Source organism: Priestia veravalensis (assembly GCF_001457055.1).
Classification (GTDB): domain Bacteria; phylum Bacillota; class Bacilli; order Bacillales; family Bacillaceae_H; genus Priestia; species Priestia flexa.
The window spans coordinates 14,870-31,908 of the sequence record NZ_KQ758646.1 but is presented as its reverse complement, the minus strand read 5'-3'; the positions used below and the strand labels follow the sequence as shown (position 1 = coordinate 31,908).

The following is a 17,039-nucleotide window of genomic DNA, read 5'->3' as shown; positions in this document are numbered from 1 at the left end:
TCCCCCTCATCAATCTCTTAACGTTCGACCAGTTAAATGTAAAAACACATCTTCAAGCGTTGGTGCTTCAATCTGGACAGCGGAAATCATCATCTCTTGTTCCTCAGCAAACTTAAACAAATCGGCTAATATATTCACATTTTTTGGAACAGAGAATTGAACAGATCCATCCGTATGCGTTAACTTTGATACAGATGGGTGAGACTGTAGTTTATGAATAAGTCCTTCTTTAATCCAATCTGCTTTAAAATGAATAATTTGTTCAGAAGATAAAATGCTTCGAAGCTCTTCTTTTGTACCAGAAGCAATAATGTTTCCTTTATCCATAATGTAAATACGGTTACAAAGCTGTTCTACTTCTTCCATATAATGACTTGTATAGATCACGCTAATACCATAGTGCTGATTTAAACGCTTAACCGACTCTAGAATGTGAAACCTAGATTGTGGATCAATTCCAACGGTCGGTTCGTCCATAATTAAAAGCTTTGGACTATGAAGAAGCGCAATACCGATGTTAAGTCGTCTTTTCATTCCTCCAGAAAAGATTTTTACACGATCATGCTGGCGGTCGGTTAAGCTAATCATGTTTAAAATCTCATCCACTTTTTCAGCTAGCTGTTTTCCTTTCATTCTTTGAGTTCTTCCAAAAAAGTCGAGATTTTCTCTTGCCGTTAATTCATCATATAAAGCTAGCTCTTGAGGAACAACGCCCAGTATTTGTCTCATATGAATTGGATCTTCTACGCTGCTTTTCCCGTTGATACGTATGTCACCGCTTGACGGTTTAATAAGAGAAGAAATCAAAGAAATGGTCGTTGACTTTCCTGCACCGTTTGGCCCTAATAATCCAATTGTTTCTCCACGTTCTAAAAACAAGCTGATGTTATTTACTACTTTCGCTTTTTTGTATGCTTTACTTAGTTCGATGACTTCTAGCATAAGGCTTCACTCCTTTATTTTCTTTCTTACTTCATCTTATAAATTCAACACTTCCTTCACCACTTACTTCCGTCACTTCTTCTATTCCAAACTATGACCTCCGTCACATGACAAAAAATCTTCTGACCTCTTGTCAGAAGATTTCTTCACGCTAAGTGATTTTTCACAGCATAAATAGCCAGCTGCGTGCGGTCACGCAGCTCTAGCTTATGTAGAATTTGCGTAAGATGATTTTTAACCGTTCCAATTGATAAATAAAGCTCTGCTGCAATTTCCTTGTTCGTTTTCCCTTCTCCTACAAGTTTGACTAACTCTCTTTCTCTTTTTGTTAGTTCAATCTGTATAGGGTCTGCTGCTTCTTTTCTTAATAACCTTGGCATAATTTTAGCCGTTACGTGATCATGAATACTTAAACCACCGTTCATACAACTATGAATGGATTGAATGAGATGCTCGGGGTCAGCCGTTTTTAGCATAAACCCATTTGCTCCATATTGAAGAGCCTGCATAGCATACTCTTTATCATTAAAGGTCGTTAGCATTAATACCCGTATTGTTGGCCACTGCGCTTTTATCTTCTGGGTCGATTCAATTCCGTTCATAATTGGCATTGATACGTCCATAATCACAAGATCAATCATATGACGCTCCAGCTGCTCTAACGCTTCTTTTCCATTACTCGCTTCTGCTCGCACGCACAGAGCAGCATCTTGTTCAATCATCATTTTAATTCCTGAACGAACAATGCTTTGATCTTCCACAAGTAAAATATGAATCAAGTAAACTCACCTTCTTTGTATCCCTTAATTTAGTTTAATGATGCCTTCTATAGAAAAATGTTCAGGTGTTTGCAAGTAGCTTACTTGTCCTCGGATACTTTCAATCCGCTGCTTTAATGCCTTTAACCCAAACCCTTCTTGAAAAGGAGGTGCATCAGGTGCAATGCTGTTTTTTATTTGGAAAGATAAATCTCCTACTGGTGATAGCATTAGAGTAATTGCTAATTCTCTTGAACTACCGTGACGCATTGCGTTTGTAAATCCCTCTTGAATAGCGCGATATAACGCGACGCTTTGAGTATTGGACAGCGTCAGTGATAATACTCGCTGCTTCACTGTAAACGAAACATTCATATGACTCTCTGATTCTAACTTTTTAATTAAATGAACAATGGATGCTACTCCCTGTAAGGTTGATTTATCCAACTCCTTTACAGCATGACGTGTTTCGGCTAAGCTTTCTTCTGCTAACCGTTTTAATTGGTCTAGCTGTACATTTTCTAACTCTTGACTCATCTTTAACACTTGAATATTTAGTAATAACGCCGTTAATTTATGGCCAACAGAATCGTGAATATCTCGAGCAATTCTTGTTCTTTCTTCATTTCGAGCCGCTTTATCTGCCTCCAAACTCATTCGTTTAAGAGAGCGATATTCACCTCTAAGCTCATCATATAAAAGCTGTTTTTGTTGCTTTTCTTCCCTGCTTACACCTAATTGATACAAAACAACCCCAATTAGCACAGTTATGATAATGGTTGGTAGTAATAAGGCCTCTAACTTAATCCAGGTTAAAAGTAAAAAAGCAATCAGTGTACATCCAGCATAAATTCGAAAAGAAAGTCCCTTCACTTCACTGGTTGCTTCAACACTAACATACAGAAAAAGAGCCATTAAAAGTGGGGAGAACGATAAGAAGAACCCTAAGCTTGTCAGCACCAACACTTGACACATTTGATTTCCTAGCTTCTGCCTCCACAGTGGTTTTGTAAAATAAATAAGCATGGACAGAAAACTTAAAAAAAGTAATCCAAGAGTATTTACGCTTTGATACATTGAAAAAAAAAGGGCAATCCATATCGCTAAAAACATAGTAGTTTGCACTAAAAAAGTTTTCATCTTGCATTCCTCCGCTTACTATTGTACTAGCAAACCACCAATAAAATCCATATTTTCTATAAATACATAGCAAAAACCTGCTTCCAATGCTGAAAGCAGGTTTTCATTACATATCTGCGAATTTATTCTCAAATCGATTAATATTTACATCTGCACCAATAACAATTAAAATGTCACCCTGTTTGATTGACTCTGATGCTTGTGGAGAGACAATAATATCTTGGCTTCTCTTAATTGCAACAATATTAATACCATATTTAGCACGAATATCTAAGTCGATAAGCGTATTTCCCGCCATTTTTTTACTCGCAACTAGCTCAACAATACTGTGCTCATCAGATAGCTCTAGATAGTCAAGTACGCTATTGGAAATCATACTATTGGCAATTCTTCTTCCCATATCACGTTCTGGATGCACAATAAAGTTAGCTCCAATTTTCGATAATACCTTAGCATGATAATCATTTTGCGCTTTTACCGTAATTTTCTTTACGCCTAGCTCCTTTAAAATCAGCGTGGTTAAAATGCTTGCTTGAATATTATCACCAATAGCTACTATGACATGATCAAAGTTACGAATGCCTAAACCTTTTAGTACACCTTCATCCGTAGAGTCTCCCACTACGGCATGTGAGGCAACGCTCGCATACTCATTTACTTTCTCTTCATCCGTATCAATAGCCAGTACTTCCATACCTTGATCACTTAATGTTTTACAAATGCTACCGCCAAATCTCCCTAATCCAACTACTGCAAATTCCTTTTTCATGAAAAATCCTCCATATAGTAACAAGTGAAGTCCATATACTACTTTATTTTACCATAATGTAAGACTTCTTTTCTCTATACATGTCAGCTTGCAGAAAAAAAGCTGCGGATTTCCACAGCTTTTAGATTTCCCTTTACTTTTTCTCTACAGCATGACCACCGAATTCATTTCGAAGAGCAGCTACAACTTTCCCGGTAAAGGTATCATCTTCTAATGAACGATAGCGCATCATTAGTGAAAGCGCAATAACCGGTGTTGGAACTTGTAAGTCTAAAGCTGATTCAACCGTCCATTTTCCCTCTCCAGAAGAATGCATCACGCCACGGATATCATCCAAACGAGGATCTTTTGAAAAGGCACGTTCCATCAGCTCAATTAACCACGAGCGGATAACAGAACCATTGTTCCATACTCTCGCAACAGCTTCATAGTCATAATCAAACTGACTTTTTTCCAACACATCAAACCCTTCTGCAATTGCTTGCATCATACCATATTCAATTCCATTATGTACCATTTTCAAGAAGTGGCCGCTTCCTGCATCTCCTGCATACAGATAGCCTTTTTCCACATTTATATCTTTAAAAATAGGTTCAATGTGAGCGAAAGCTTCCTTATCTCCACCAATCATCATGCAGGCTCCATTTCGTGCTCCTTCCATTCCACCGCTGGTTCCGACATCAAAAAAGTGAATCCCCTTTTGATGAGCTTTTTCAGCACGACGAACAGAATCTTGGTACTTTGAGTTTCCACCATCTATAATAATATCTCCTTCATCAAGCAGGCCTTGAAGCTCATTTATTACCTTTTCTGTAAGATCTCCCGCCGGTACCATCACCCAAGCTACTTTTGGCTTTTCTAATTTTTTAACTAATTCTTCTATTGAGTGAGCCCCCACAGCTCCTTGTTCTTCCAACGTTTTAACCGCTTCTTTATTCACGTCAAATGCTACAACTGCATGGTTGTGTTCCATCAAGTTTAGCGAAAGGTTCGCTCCCATTTTTCCCAGACCAATCATTCCAATTTGCATATAAATTCCTCCTTCAATACTAAATTATCGTTAGTATGATATAAATTCGTCATCTTCAAACGTATTTTCTACTTTCTAAACAAAACATAAAAAACACTGATGTCTACTTTTTAGAAACACCAGCATTTATATATTTTCACTTGGCTTTAACTAATTCTTCAGCCGAACTTTAGCTGTAAGAAAGCTTTTATCTTTGCCCTAAGCTTTTTTATAACGTAGCTTGTCCTGATTTCCAGTTTGCAGGACAAAGCTCCCCAGTTTGTAAAGCGTGTAATACGCGCAGCGTTTCATCTACATCTCGGCCAATGTTATTATGGTTGACAACAGCGTACATCAGTTCTCCTTGAGGATTAATAATAAATAAGCCACGTAAAGCTACGCCTTTTTCTTCAATTAAAACGCCATATTCACGTGAAACAATATGATTTGTATCTGCAGCTAAAGGATAGTTAACTGGTCCTAATCCGTTGTCTCGTCGATCTGATTTAATCCAAGCTAAATGCGTATGAATAGTATCTGTTGAGACGCCAATTACTTCTGCCTCTAACTTTTTAAACTCATCGTATCGATCTGATAAAGCCGTAATCTCAGTTGGACACACTTTTGTAAAATCCATAGGATAAAAGAACAGAACTGTCCATTTATCTTGTTTCATATTTTCTTCTAAGCTTACTTTTCCAAACTCTTTATTCGGCAATACTGCTTCCATTTCAAAGCGTGGGGCCTGCTTGGCTACCATGCGTTCTGGCATGAATCATCCCTCCAACATAATAATAAACTCAGGTTTATTCTGCTCTTCATTTAAATATAGTAAATTATACCTATTAATTCGTTACAAACTACATGAAATAGGACGATATACATATTATGCCCTATTTTTATCTAAGATAAACGAACTTTTTTTGCTCATTTCTAGAAAAAATAACGTTAATGACTTGCAAAAAGGGACAAATTAAGTTTAGCATGTCTAATAGCGGGAATAAATTAATGTACTGAAAGAGCCAGAAACTAAGCAAGTTTTTACATTACATATGGTTATCTTCTTCACTTATTTCCAGTTAAGGATTTATGTTTAGAAAGGATGAATTTTTTATGTTGAATTTTTCAGAAGTCAATTGGGAACAACTTCTGACAGTTGCAGGGGTAGTTGCGTTAAAACTTATCCTCATCTTAATTGGTTTCTTAATCGTACGTTCCATTGGAACTCGTATTATTGATCGTTCTTTCAACCGTATGATGGAACGTGATAGCGTGTCAAAAGGTAGAGCACTTACGCTTAAAAGCTTAATGGTAAATGTATTTTCATACGTTCTTATCTTTATTGTTATTGTAATGTTACTTGAAACTGTTGGTGTGCAGGCAACAGCGCTTCTTGCCGGTGCTGGAGTCGTGGGATTAGCAATTGGTTTTGGCGCGCAAGGACTTGTGAGCGATATTGTTACAGGATTTTTCTTACTACTTGAGAAACAAATTGATGTGGACGATTATGTAACAACAGGGAGCTTTTCAGGCATTGTTGAATCTGTAGGACTTCGTACAACTCAAATTCGCGGATTTGACGGAACATTGCACTATGTGCCAAATCGTGAGATTACAAGCCTAAGCAACCACTCTCGTGGAAATATGCGTGCGCTTGTAGACATTGGCATCTCATATGATGACGATATTGATCGCGCAGTTTCTATTTTACAAGAAGTATGTGATCGTATTGCACAAGAAGATGAAAACATTGTAGATGGACCAAACGTTCTTGGTGTTCAGGGGCTAGGTGCATCAGACGTTGTACTACGAGTAGTTGGAAAAACGAAAAATGGCGAGCAATGGGGAGTAGAACGTAAGCTTCGTAAAGCGTTTAAAGAAGCATTTGACGCGCATGGAATTGAAATTCCTTTCCCACACCAAGTATACGTTGAAAAGCCGACTGGTGAATCACCACAGCCCGCTAAAGATAACGGATAACGAAAAAACCCTGGAAGTTTAGCTTCCGGGGTTTTCTTATGCAATGCCTTTCATTTCGAAATAGCGAGTAATAAGAGAAATGGCTACCTCAATTGCCTTCTCATCAGGCTGAAGCTTTGAATGATGAAGACCATAAGGAGAATTTACTCCAAGCCAAAACATAAAGCCAGGAATCTCTTTTAACATGTAACCAAAATCCTCTCCCGTCATCGCTTTTTGACACTCAATAACCTCAACTTCTTCTTGAGCTCTAGCAAATGTCATAAATTCCTTTGTCATATCATGATTGTTGTAAACTTGATGATACATACAACCATAATCAATGACTGTCTCACACTGATAACCTACTTCCACACCTTTTACAATAGCCTCAATCCGCTCTTTAACACGTGCCATTGACTCAGGAGATAGCGTACGAATGGTTCCTTCAATGCGAGCGCGCTCAGCAATAATATTTTGAACCGTTCCAGCAGTAATTTTGCCAACGGTAATAACAGCACTATCTAATGGATCAACGTTTCTAGCAACGATTGTTTGTAGCTGTGAAACCAATTGACAAGCGGCTACCACCATATCATTTGTGTTATGTGGGTATGCTGCATGTCCTCCTTTTCCTTTTAAATCAATAAACAGTTCAGATGTGTTCGCAAATAAAATGCCTTCTTTCACCGCAATTGATCCTACTGGATATTCAGGAGCAATGTGTAGCGCAACAATTTGATCAGGCTTCCACTCTTCCATAATCTCGCTTTCAAGCATTGGCTGAGCTCCCCCCGGCCCCTCTTCAGCGGGTTGAAAGATAAACAGCAAGTTATCATCAATTGGATGGTTTGCAAAGTGTGTTAGAATGCCTAAACCAATACTCATGTGAAAATCATGACCACAAGCATGCATTAAACCTTCATGAGTGGACGAAAACTCATACTCAGTTTCTTCCGTAATTGGGAGACCATCAATGTCAGCTCGATAGCCGATTGTTTTCGTTGGTTTTTTCCCTTTCACTTTCACAAAGATGCCGGTTTTCCACGTTTTAATTTCAAGGTGTTCTTGAGGAAGACTTTCAATATAGCGTAGTAAAAACGCTTGCGTTTTTACTTCTTGAAAGCCTAGCTCAGGTATTTTATGTAATTCTCTGCGCAAAGCAGCAAATTGAGAAATGTCCACGTACCAAAAATCCTCCTTATAGTTAAGAAAGCGTGGTTGCCCACGCTTTCTGTGTCTTTCGCTTATTAGTCGTTTAGTTGACGAAGCTCTTGTTTGATTTCAGTTTTTGATTTTGTTTTTTCGTCAATTTCTTTAATAACACGAGCTGGTGTACCTGCTACTACCGTATATGGTGGTACATCTTCAACTACGATTGCACCAGCGGCAACAACTGCACCTTTACCTACTGTTACACCTTCTAGAACAACTGCGTTTGCACCAATTACAACATCGTCTTCAACAACAACTGGTTTTGCAGAAGGTGGCTCAATTACGCCAGCTAATACTGAACCTGCACCGATGTGACAGTTTTTACCTACTGTTGCACGTCCACCCATTACAACGTTCATATCGATCATTGTACCTTCACCGATTACAGAACCGATGTTGATTGAAGCACCCATCATAATAACAGCATTGTCTCCAATTTCAACTTGATCACGAATGATTGCACCTGGCTCAATGCGCGCTTTGATATTTTTCATATCTAAAAGCGGAATTGCAGAGTTACGACGATCGTTTTCGATAACGTAATCTTCTACTTTTCCTTCGTTTGCTTCAATTACAGCTTGAATTTCTTTCCATTCACCGAATACAACACCTGTGTTGCCAGTTACGAATGTTTTAGAAGAAGCGCCGAAGTCGATTCCTTCTAAATCACCTTTTACATATACTTTTACAGGTGTTGATTTTGTGCTGTTTTGAATAAATGAAATAATTTCGTTTGCATCCATCATTTTCATATTATGTATTCCTCCTAAGTTAGCATTTGCTTCATTTTACTAATGTAACAAAATGAGTTCCACATGACAAGTTAGAAGTCACGTAATTTTCTCATTTTTTCACATAATGCGTAGATGTATTATGATAGCTCTTTTTCTTGCTGTTCTTTGATATACTCTTTGACAATTTCCATAAATGCACGCACTTGTTTCAGCTTAAACGCTGACTCATATCCTACTAACCAAGTATCTCTAGTAATCGGCTCTTTATTTTCTTTTAATAGTGGAATGCGATGTAAGTGCTGCGCATCTTTCACAGCAATTGACGGTAAAATGGCAAAACCCAGACCGTTTAAAGCCATTTGTTTACACGTCTCAATTTGGTCTACAACAATCGTTCGCTTTGGAGTTGTATGAAACTCCCTGTGCCACCAATCGAGTATTTCTTGATAATAGGTGGAATCACTTTTAAATTGAATAAACGGTCGATCATTATTTGGTACCTCAGAGGCATCTTCAATTTCAGTATCTACTAAATATAAAGGGTCGGTAAAGAGATGTTCCTTTACACCTTTCCATTCGGGATTTCCTCGAATAATTCCGATATGAACTTCATCTTCGTAAATATAGCGAAGCATTTCGCTGCTCCATCCCGTTACAAGGGAAATCTTTGCATGGGGGTATTTATCCATATACTTTTTTAAAACCGCTGGCAGCCAATGCTGGCCGATAATGGAGGCTACAGCGAGCTTTAACGTACCGTATACTTCGGTGTCTAAATGATGAAGATCTTCTTTTACTTGGTCTTCTTTTTCAACAACTTCCTTTGCAAACTGCACAATTTTTTCACCAGCTGGTGTTAAAGAAAGACCTTTTTGGGAACGGATAAAGATTTGAGTATCCCATGCCCGCTCAATTGTTTGCAGGCGCTGTGATAAAGCTGGCTGCGATACAAATAAGCGCTCAGCTGCTTTTCTCATATTTAATTCTTGGGCCAATACGACAAGCATGCGACATTCTACTAATTGCATTTTGCTATTCCTCTCAACACATTGTTTTACTTTTTCACCTTCTAATCATATAAAAAAATGCTTCAGAAAGATAGACAAAAGTTATTTATTGTCAAGATTCTTTTTAACTTTTTATATAAAATGAAGGACGTTTAGTATATCAGTTATTTTTGACATATAAAAAGCCTTGGATACACGTAAATGTGCACCCAAGGCTTTAATTCGAATCATCGACAATTTACAGATCTAAGCTGATTAATGGCTTCATTAATGAATTAATTCAAAAATCTCAATTGCAATCATGTCAATATTATCAAATTGATAAACGCTTGGCTTCTCGCCATCTTGATATACTTCAAGTTCAAACGTTTCAGTTTTCGCATGATATTTCACGCTACAAATTCGTTTTCCATCTACTTCGAAGAAGCGTTGTGGTGCTTCACTTCCACTTGCTTGCTCACGGAGATTCACAAGACGAGTTAAAATACCTTGTAATTGTGACATATAATCTCTCCTTTCAACGATTACATCATTACTTACCCTATTTAAGGCTTGTTTATTCATTCTCATTTCTTCAGCATGAATCCTCATGCATAAAAGACACCATTTCACTATATGCCACATACAGAAAAAACACAAGTACTTTACATGAATTTTCGTAAGAAATTGGCTTATTATGGCGCAGTTTGTCGTTTTTGATTATAATATCATATTATACAATAAGGAGTTTTAAGATGAAAAACGTAGAGTTATATACACAACCAGCTTGTCCACCGTGTGAAATTGTTAAACTGTTTTTAAAACACAATAATATTTCATATAAAGAATATGACGTTTCCAAAGATATAGCAGCTAGAAATCGTATGATTGACGTATTTCAATCGTATTCAACACCAACTGTTAAAGTCAATAATGATGTGGTAAAAGGTTTTGATTTACAAACACTAGAAAAACTTTTAGATCTTTCTTAAGTTAAACACTTTATGAGAAAAGGTTAGCTCGGCTTTTGATTACTATATGTAAATCCTGACACTTTCCATTTTCCTTCATGGCGAGTCAACGTCAGCATCTCATAATGCCCAACGTAAGATACGGGGCCATCTTTTACAGCCGGAAAATATTCGAAGACGTAAGCTTTTTGCATAGATGGATGAACCGCTACCTTTGTCTGTTCATCATATGAAAAATACGGGATATAATGAAGAGCAAAATCAGAACCGTATACGGTATACCCCTGAGCTTCTTGAACCATATTGTCATCTAGAAATTTCTCTGCATAACTTTTTTCAAAATATGGAAGCAGTGTATTCATTGCTTTTTCCTTTGAATAATGCTCGTTCGTTAAACGAAGCTGTGCTTGAAATGCTTCATGTAGCGCAGTAAAGATTTCATTGCGCGTATCTCCGTCGACTTCAGCCTGGGCGGGCGTATACAAACACACTACACATAAAAATATGATTATGGATGCTACTACTTTTTTCATAAACGATCATCCCTTTCGTTTTAATTAGTAATAGCTTTCCTTCTTTTTAACCCCATATTCTTTCATTTTTAGAAATAAAAAAAAGCATGCCCCCAACTAAGAGTGGGCATGTTTTTTTATAATGCGTCTTTCTCATATAAAAAGGCGTATGAAATATCAATAAATAGATAATGACCGTTTTCAATTGGGTACGAAAAGGTTCGGATGTTCTCTCCTGTTTCAATATCGTTATATAAGTCCGATAAAATCCCACGTTGCTCATGATTCATTCGGATGATATTTTCGAGAAAATACGGACGCCAGCTCCAGTTTTTGTGAAGGTAATCTGGCTCAGCAATCCATTCATGTTCTTTCTTTAAGAAGTTTGATGAGCGCTGAAACCCATTCTCGTCGCATATATATACTCGAAAGCATGCGATTGAAAGCTCACTCGCAATATACTGAAGCATCTCGTCATAGCCTTCCATCTTGCGACATTGACTCATTAACTGCTGCATTTTCACTTCGAAACTCTCCGTTAATTCATAAATAGCCTGTAATTTTTTCTTTTCATGAGCAATAAACATTTCAAATTGATTTTTCAATTTATCTTTTAACAGAAACGGGTCAACCAACTCAGCTGATGGTTTATGTAAATAGAAACCTTGAAAGTACCTCCCACCGTTACGCCATGCATATTGCAGCTGGTAAGAAGCCTCAATGTCTTCATACAGCAGGGTAGCTCCCATTTTACGCGCTAGCAATGATAACGAGTACAAAACGTCTTGATAAGACTGCGTCATAGCGGTTTGTCGTAAAATATGCAAATCTACTTTTAAGATATCTGGTGAAAGCAAACCAATACGATCTAAGTTACTGCTTTCTTTACCGATATTATCAATTGCCACCTTAATGCCATACGTTTGATAATATTTCAACAAATGCTGAAGAGATTCAATATCACCATTAAAATTGTGCTCAGTAATTTCTAAAACAACTCGATTAAGTGATAACCCCTTTGTTTCAAAATACTGCAATAGTTCTAACAGTGATTCTCCATGGTCATTCATCAATAAATTGGGATTTTGATTAATAAAGATTAAAAACTCTTCTTTCTGCTCTAAAATGTGATTCAATGCTTTTGTTAAAACGGCATAATCCACTTCAATTCGATATTCATCCGGAATCGCATCATCGTGAAAAAAAGCTCCTAAACTTTCAATCTCGTCATCTTGTTTAATCCTTGCTAACACTTCATACCCAACAATCTTGTGTTCATCCGCACTAAAAATTGCTTGATAATATGGAAGGGTGTTCTCTATGTTTGTTAACACATCTAAAGGATCCATGACGTTCCCCCTTATCATATAGATTCAATTCAATCCTCTTTCCAGACCTTTTGATCTACTTTCATTGGTTTACGTAAGCGCAATGAATATTCAAGCTTTTTTGTAGCATTCAATGTGCTCAATTACTATATATACATTTTTAGTAAGTATAATATGAAAATCCTGTTTTTGCTAGTCTTTGCAATGAAGTAACGCTTTCATAAAGTTCAAAAAAGCAGACATTCGACTGTCTGCTTTTTTCCTTCATTTAAAAAGGATATTGGTTTAACCATTGACCTCCATCCATTGTTATGCATTCACCATTAATATAAGAGGCTTCATCCGAAAATAAGAATGCAGCTAGTCCTGCAATTTCTTCTGGTGTACCAAATCGTCTAAGTGGTACCGAATTAAGTGTACGCGCTTTCATCTTTTCAGATTGAAATAATTTATCTGCTCCACCAGTACGCTCAATTGGTCCAGGAGCGATTGCATTCACTCGAATACCATATTTACTTGCCCATTCAACAGCTAATGTTCTTGTCATTGTTAACACGCCAGCTTTAGCTGAAGCTGAATGAATAACTCCAGCACCTGCATTCCAGGCATATGTAGCTACAATATTCGTAATGGCTCCTTTAATCTTGTGGTCAATCCAATACTTTCCTACTTCGGAGCTACAGTAAAATGTACCGTTTAACACAATATCAATAACACTTTTCCAACCGTTTACTGAAAGCTCTTCTGCAGGGCATATAAAATTCCCTGCGGCATTGTTAATAAGGTAGTCGATTCGCCCAAACTGCTTATCAGTTTCACTTACCATCCGCTTTACATCTTCAGGGTTTCGTACATCCATCTGCACAGGTAATACTTGATTTTCAAATGTTTCAATCTCCGCCTTCGTTTCTTCTAACCTCTCTAGAGACCTTCCAGTAATTACGACATACGCTCCGTCGCTAGCAAAACGCTTCGCCATATGTTTGCCCATCCCACTTGAACCACCTGTTACAATCACTACTTTCTCCTTCATTCTGTTATCCCCCTTTTATTAAAACTCTTACTCTTTTATTCTACCTTTTTTTATCTAAAAGAGAAATGAATAGTTATTCACTTTTCTCGAAAATAAGTTTTTTTTACTAGTTATTTAGGTAAATAAGGGTTTTAAGTTTTATCCTTTTTTCAGAGGTGCTATAATTAAACTTTAGCCATTATAAGTAGAATGGCAATATGAAAGAGAATAGGTTGATTTTAAAATGAAAAAGACGTATACACGACGCTCTTTTTTAAAAGGTTTACTTTCTTTATCGTTAGGAACTGTATTAACGACTTCCTTTGGTTATACATATGCGAAGTATATTGAGCCAAGGCGACTCCAGATAACGCGTAAAAACATCTTTTCAAACAATATTCCAACCGGCTTTCACAATCGGACAATTTTACAATTTAGTGATACTCACCTTGGGCTTTCTTATAATCTTCAGCAGCTAGAAGAGCTTGTTAGTAAGATTAACAGCCTCAAACCTGATGTCATTTTGTTTACAGGAGATTTAATGGATGCACCGAATGAATATGCTTATCCGCATCGAATTCCTCCTATTTTACACCGATTAAAGTCGCCTCTTGGAAAGTACGCAATTTACGGAAATCATGATCATGGAGGATATGGTACGACGCTTTATCAAGATGTAATTCAAGAATCAAACTTCCAACTTCTAGTCAATGACGTACGCACCATTACACTTGATAGCGGCGAATATATCCAGATTTGTGGGTTAGATGATGTGATGTTAGGAGATCCTCAATATGAACAAACACTTAGTCGATTAGAGCCTTCTACTTTTTCAATCGCTATGATTCATGAACCTGACGTAGCAGTTAAAGCTGCGGCATTTCCCGTTGATTTACAGCTATCAGGGCATAGTCACGGAGGACAAATTCAGCTTCCATTTTTCGGGCCGTTAATCACTCCTCCTTTTGGTACAGTTTATCCAGAAGGATTTTACGAGGTTGGAGAAAGCAAAATGCAGCTATATGTGAACCGCGGCATCGGCACAACGCGCATTCCTTTTAGATTTTTAGCTACACCTGAAATTACATTATTCACACTGAAGAAAACGTCTAGTTAGACGTTTTTTTGTGATTACACTAGAAACATATAGTAAGACAGACTCATAATGAAACCTACCACCATACACTACATAGACAACATTGAAGGAGGTTGAATTATGTATCATCAATATTATCCGTATGGCGTATATCGTACCGCTCCTAACGGTGAACAGCGCTTTTTTGCTTTGCCATTCGTAGCTGGCCTAGCTGGTGGCTTACTTGGAGGACTAGCAGTGAGCGGATTCGGTGGACGCCCGGTTTGTTGCCCTCCGTTCTACCCATATCCACCTACTCCATACTATGGAGGTCCACATGTTTACAACACTTTCTATGGAGCTCCAGGCACACCAGGATTTGGCCCCATTCCTCGATAACAAGTGCAAAAGCCGATTTCTATCGGCTTTTTTGTTTACTCTTCATCTTCCATGACTTGATATGCTAGTTGCCTAAAAACTTTTTGGCTATCAACAGCTTCTTGTTGCCCCTGCGGCAGGTAATAGTAATTTCCGCTCGCATCCTGCTCTCTAGCTTTTATGTTATCTTCAAGCATAAGGTTTAACCATTTTAGCGTTCTGTTTTTTAACGATTTTTCGAGAATTGGAAATAGAATTTCAACGCGCTTTACCATATTTCTTGTCATCATATCAGCAGATGAGAAATACACCTTTTTTTCTCCATTGTGATGAAATGTATAGATGCGACTATGCTCTAAAAACCTCCCTATAATACTCCTCACTCGAATATGTTCGCTAATCCCTTCCACTTTGGGACGCAGACAACACGTACCGCGGACAATTAAATCAATGGACACACCAGCCTGCGAAGCTTCATATAACTTCATAATTAATGCCTTATCTGTCAGGGAATTCATCTTAGCAATAATTCGGCCATTGCCGTGTTTTTTATGACATGCTATTTCTTTATCAATTAACGCAAGGAAATCATCTCGAATATCAAACGGCGCAACTGATAAGTGGTGATAAGCTGGCTTTTGCGTATAACCACTTAAGTAATTAAAGAAATTAGTTGCATCAATACCAAACTGGCGCTTTGATGTTAAGTAACTAATATCCGTATAGATTTTAGCCGTTGCGTCATTATAATTGCCTGTGCCAAGATGAACAAATCGCTCAATTCGATTGTGGCGCTTCCTGACAACAAGCGTAATTTTGCTATGCGTTTTTAAGTGTGTCATCCCATAGATAACGTGACAACCCGCTTTTTCTAATTTTTTTGCCCATTGAACGTTCTTCTCTTCATCAAACCGTGCTTTTAATTCAACCAATACGGTAACCTGTTTTCCATTTTCAGCAGCTCTTTGCAGCGCTTTTATGACGGGTGAATCTCCGCTTACACGATATAAAGTTTGTTTAATGGCTAATACATCAGGATCTTCTGCAGCATCGGCTACAAAGTCAACAACCGGCTCAAACGACTCGTAGGGATGATGAAACAACAAATCCTGCTCTAACAATTTTTCAAAGATATCTTCATCCGATGCTAAATCTTGCGGAGGCTGCGGGATAAACATTTCAACACCTAAATGCTCATGCGTCACTTTAATCTTGTCACAAAACGAAAACAGCATGGTTAAATCAAGAGGTGAGTCAACTACGTACACATCTTTCGTGTGGATATCCAACACTCTTTTTAAATAGACTAGAACCTGTTCATCATAATAAGAGGCTTTTACTTCTAAACGCACAGCAGCGCCCCATTTTCGTTTTTTCAGCTCTTTCTCAATTTCTTTTAAAAGGTCTCGAGCTCCTTCTTCATGAATGGTCATATCCGCATTTCGCGTAATGCGAAACTGCGTCACAGATGTTACTTCATAACCGCTAAACAATTGCTGAATAAAGTGGGCAATCACTTCTTCTAATAAAACGAATGAGCGTTCCAATGAATCCGTTGGGAGTTCAATATACCGTTCTAAAACCGCAGGCACCTGCACAATGGCAAGTCTTCCTTTTATCCCCATAACTTGCTGCTCTTCGTTATCTTCTTTTAATACCACAGCTAAATTTAAACTTTTATTGAGAAGTATCGGAAACGGTCGGTATGCATCAACTGCCATTGGAGTTAAAACAGGAAACACTTGATCTATAAAATAAGATTTTAAAAACTCTTTCTGATGCGTCGTTAATTCCTTGATTGAAACAAAGTTGATTTGTTCTTGTTTTAACAATGGCAATAAAGTATGCATATAGGTTTCAGATTGAACTTTAATGAGCTCATGATTTTTAATCGCGATTGCTGAAAGCTGCTGTTTTGGGGTCAGTCCCGCTTTATTCTCAGGCTTATTAAATCCTGCTTTTACTTGATCTTTTATTCCTGCTACTCTTACCATAAAAAATTCGTCTAAATTAGAGCTGAAAATCGCTAGAAATTTTAATCGTTCTAAAAGAGCATTCCGTTTATCAATCGCCTCTTCTAGTACGCGCTGATTAAATGCCAACCAGCTTAGTTCCCGGTTATTATAATAAGAAGGGTTTGTCAGTTCATTTTCTTTATCCAGTCTATATATTTTATCCACATCCACCATCTACATTTCCCCCCAAATGCTCTCCTTTTTTAATTAATATCTAATTATGAACTAATTATAAA

At 37.6% G+C, this 17,039-nt stretch carries 18 protein-coding genes; 4 read left to right on the top strand and 14 right to left on the bottom strand.

Annotation, left to right across the window (positions count from 1 at the left end; genetic code table 11):
- Window positions 1–9: 9 nt before the first annotated feature.
- From AS180_RS10035 to AS180_RS10010, 6 genes are all read right to left on the bottom strand, one after another.
- Window positions 10–942 (bottom strand): ABC transporter ATP-binding protein, encoded by a 933-nt coding sequence (locus AS180_RS10035; RefSeq protein WP_025909136.1) that lies wholly within the window; start codon window positions 940–942, stop codon window positions 10–12.
- A gap of 146 nt (window positions 943–1,088) precedes the next feature.
- Window positions 1,089–1,721 carry a response regulator gene (locus AS180_RS10030; protein ID WP_062686758.1) on the bottom strand — a complete coding sequence of 211 codons (633 nt, stop codon included), beginning with the start codon at window positions 1,719–1,721 and terminating at the stop codon, window positions 1,089–1,091.
- A 24-nt stretch (window positions 1,722–1,745) separates the two neighbouring features.
- Window positions 1,746–2,840, bottom strand: coding sequence for a sensor histidine kinase (locus AS180_RS10025; RefSeq protein ID WP_025909138.1), 1,095 nt, complete (start codon window positions 2,838–2,840; stop codon window positions 1,746–1,748).
- Window positions 2,841–2,946: 106 nt separating this feature from the next.
- Complete coding sequence (locus AS180_RS10020) at window positions 2,947–3,609, bottom strand: potassium channel family protein (protein WP_062686757.1); 663 nt, start codon at window positions 3,607–3,609, stop codon at window positions 2,947–2,949.
- Window positions 3,610–3,742: 133 nt separating this feature from the next.
- Window positions 3,743–4,639 carry a phosphogluconate dehydrogenase (NAD(+)-dependent, decarboxylating) gene (gene gnd / locus AS180_RS10015; protein ID WP_025909140.1) on the bottom strand — a complete coding sequence of 299 codons (897 nt, stop codon included), beginning with the start codon at window positions 4,637–4,639 and terminating at the stop codon, window positions 3,743–3,745.
- 208 nt (window positions 4,640–4,847) lie between these two features.
- Complete coding sequence (locus tag AS180_RS10010; RefSeq protein WP_025909141.1) at window positions 4,848–5,390, bottom strand: peroxiredoxin; 543 nt, start codon at window positions 5,388–5,390, stop codon at window positions 4,848–4,850.
- Between the two features lie 341 nt (window positions 5,391–5,731).
- On the opposite strand from AS180_RS10010, the gene AS180_RS10005 reads away from it, so the two are divergent.
- Window positions 5,732–6,598: a mechanosensitive ion channel family protein gene (locus AS180_RS10005; RefSeq protein ID WP_025909142.1), complete on the top strand. Its 867-nt coding sequence runs from the start codon at window positions 5,732–5,734 to the stop codon at window positions 6,596–6,598.
- A gap of 36 nt (window positions 6,599–6,634) precedes the next feature.
- Here AS180_RS10005 and AS180_RS10000 read toward each other — a convergent pair whose 3' ends face one another.
- The 4 genes from AS180_RS10000 to AS180_RS09985 form a co-directional block, all read right to left on the bottom strand.
- Entirely contained in the window at window positions 6,635–7,762 is a 1,128-nt protein-coding gene (locus AS180_RS10000; protein ID WP_025909143.1) for an N-acetyldiaminopimelate deacetylase, read from the bottom strand.
- Window positions 7,763–7,827: 65 nt separating this feature from the next.
- Complete coding sequence (dapD, locus tag AS180_RS09995; protein WP_025909144.1) at window positions 7,828–8,544, bottom strand: 2,3,4,5-tetrahydropyridine-2,6-dicarboxylate N-acetyltransferase; 717 nt, start codon at window positions 8,542–8,544, stop codon at window positions 7,828–7,830.
- A 119-nt stretch (window positions 8,545–8,663) separates the two neighbouring features.
- Window positions 8,664–9,554 (bottom strand): LysR family transcriptional regulator, encoded by an 891-nt coding sequence (locus AS180_RS09990; protein WP_025909145.1) that lies wholly within the window; start codon window positions 9,552–9,554, stop codon window positions 8,664–8,666.
- Window positions 9,555–9,800: 246 nt separating this feature from the next.
- Window positions 9,801–10,037 carry a YkuJ family protein gene (locus AS180_RS09985; RefSeq protein ID WP_025909146.1) on the bottom strand — a complete coding sequence of 79 codons (237 nt, stop codon included), beginning with the start codon at window positions 10,035–10,037 and terminating at the stop codon, window positions 9,801–9,803.
- A gap of 230 nt (window positions 10,038–10,267) precedes the next feature.
- On the opposite strand from AS180_RS09985, the gene AS180_RS09980 reads away from it, so the two are divergent.
- The gene (locus AS180_RS09980) at window positions 10,268–10,504 is read left to right on the top strand and encodes a glutaredoxin domain-containing protein (RefSeq protein ID WP_025909147.1); all 237 of its coding nucleotides are present in this window, start codon (window positions 10,268–10,270) and stop codon (window positions 10,502–10,504) included.
- A 23-nt stretch (window positions 10,505–10,527) separates the two neighbouring features.
- On the opposite strand, the gene AS180_RS09975 is transcribed toward AS180_RS09980, so the two are convergent.
- The 3 genes from AS180_RS09975 to fadH form a co-directional block, all read right to left on the bottom strand.
- A complete protein-coding gene (locus tag AS180_RS09975) occupies window positions 10,528–11,016 on the bottom strand; it encodes a DUF3993 domain-containing protein (protein ID WP_025909148.1) in 489 nt (162 codons plus the stop codon).
- A gap of 116 nt (window positions 11,017–11,132) precedes the next feature.
- Window positions 11,133–12,344 (bottom strand): EAL domain-containing protein, encoded by a 1,212-nt coding sequence (locus tag AS180_RS09970; protein ID WP_025909149.1) that lies wholly within the window; start codon window positions 12,342–12,344, stop codon window positions 11,133–11,135.
- 247 nt (window positions 12,345–12,591) lie between these two features.
- Window positions 12,592–13,356 carry a 2,4-dienoyl-CoA reductase gene (gene fadH, locus AS180_RS09965; protein ID WP_025909150.1) on the bottom strand — a complete coding sequence of 255 codons (765 nt, stop codon included), beginning with the start codon at window positions 13,354–13,356 and terminating at the stop codon, window positions 12,592–12,594.
- A gap of 223 nt (window positions 13,357–13,579) precedes the next feature.
- Here fadH and AS180_RS09960 point away from each other — a divergent pair, with 223 nt between their 5' ends.
- Complete coding sequence (locus tag AS180_RS09960; protein WP_025909151.1) at window positions 13,580–14,452, top strand: metallophosphoesterase; 873 nt, start codon at window positions 13,580–13,582, stop codon at window positions 14,450–14,452.
- 99 nt (window positions 14,453–14,551) lie between these two features.
- Complete coding sequence (locus AS180_RS09955; RefSeq protein ID WP_025909152.1) at window positions 14,552–14,809, top strand: hypothetical protein; 258 nt, start codon at window positions 14,552–14,554, stop codon at window positions 14,807–14,809.
- 35 nt (window positions 14,810–14,844) lie between these two features.
- Here the strand turns inward: AS180_RS09955 and AS180_RS09950 are convergent, their stop codons facing one another.
- Complete coding sequence (locus AS180_RS09950; protein WP_025909207.1) at window positions 14,845–16,977, bottom strand: RNA degradosome polyphosphate kinase; 2,133 nt, start codon at window positions 16,975–16,977, stop codon at window positions 14,845–14,847.
- Window positions 16,978–17,039: the final 62 nt, after the last annotated feature.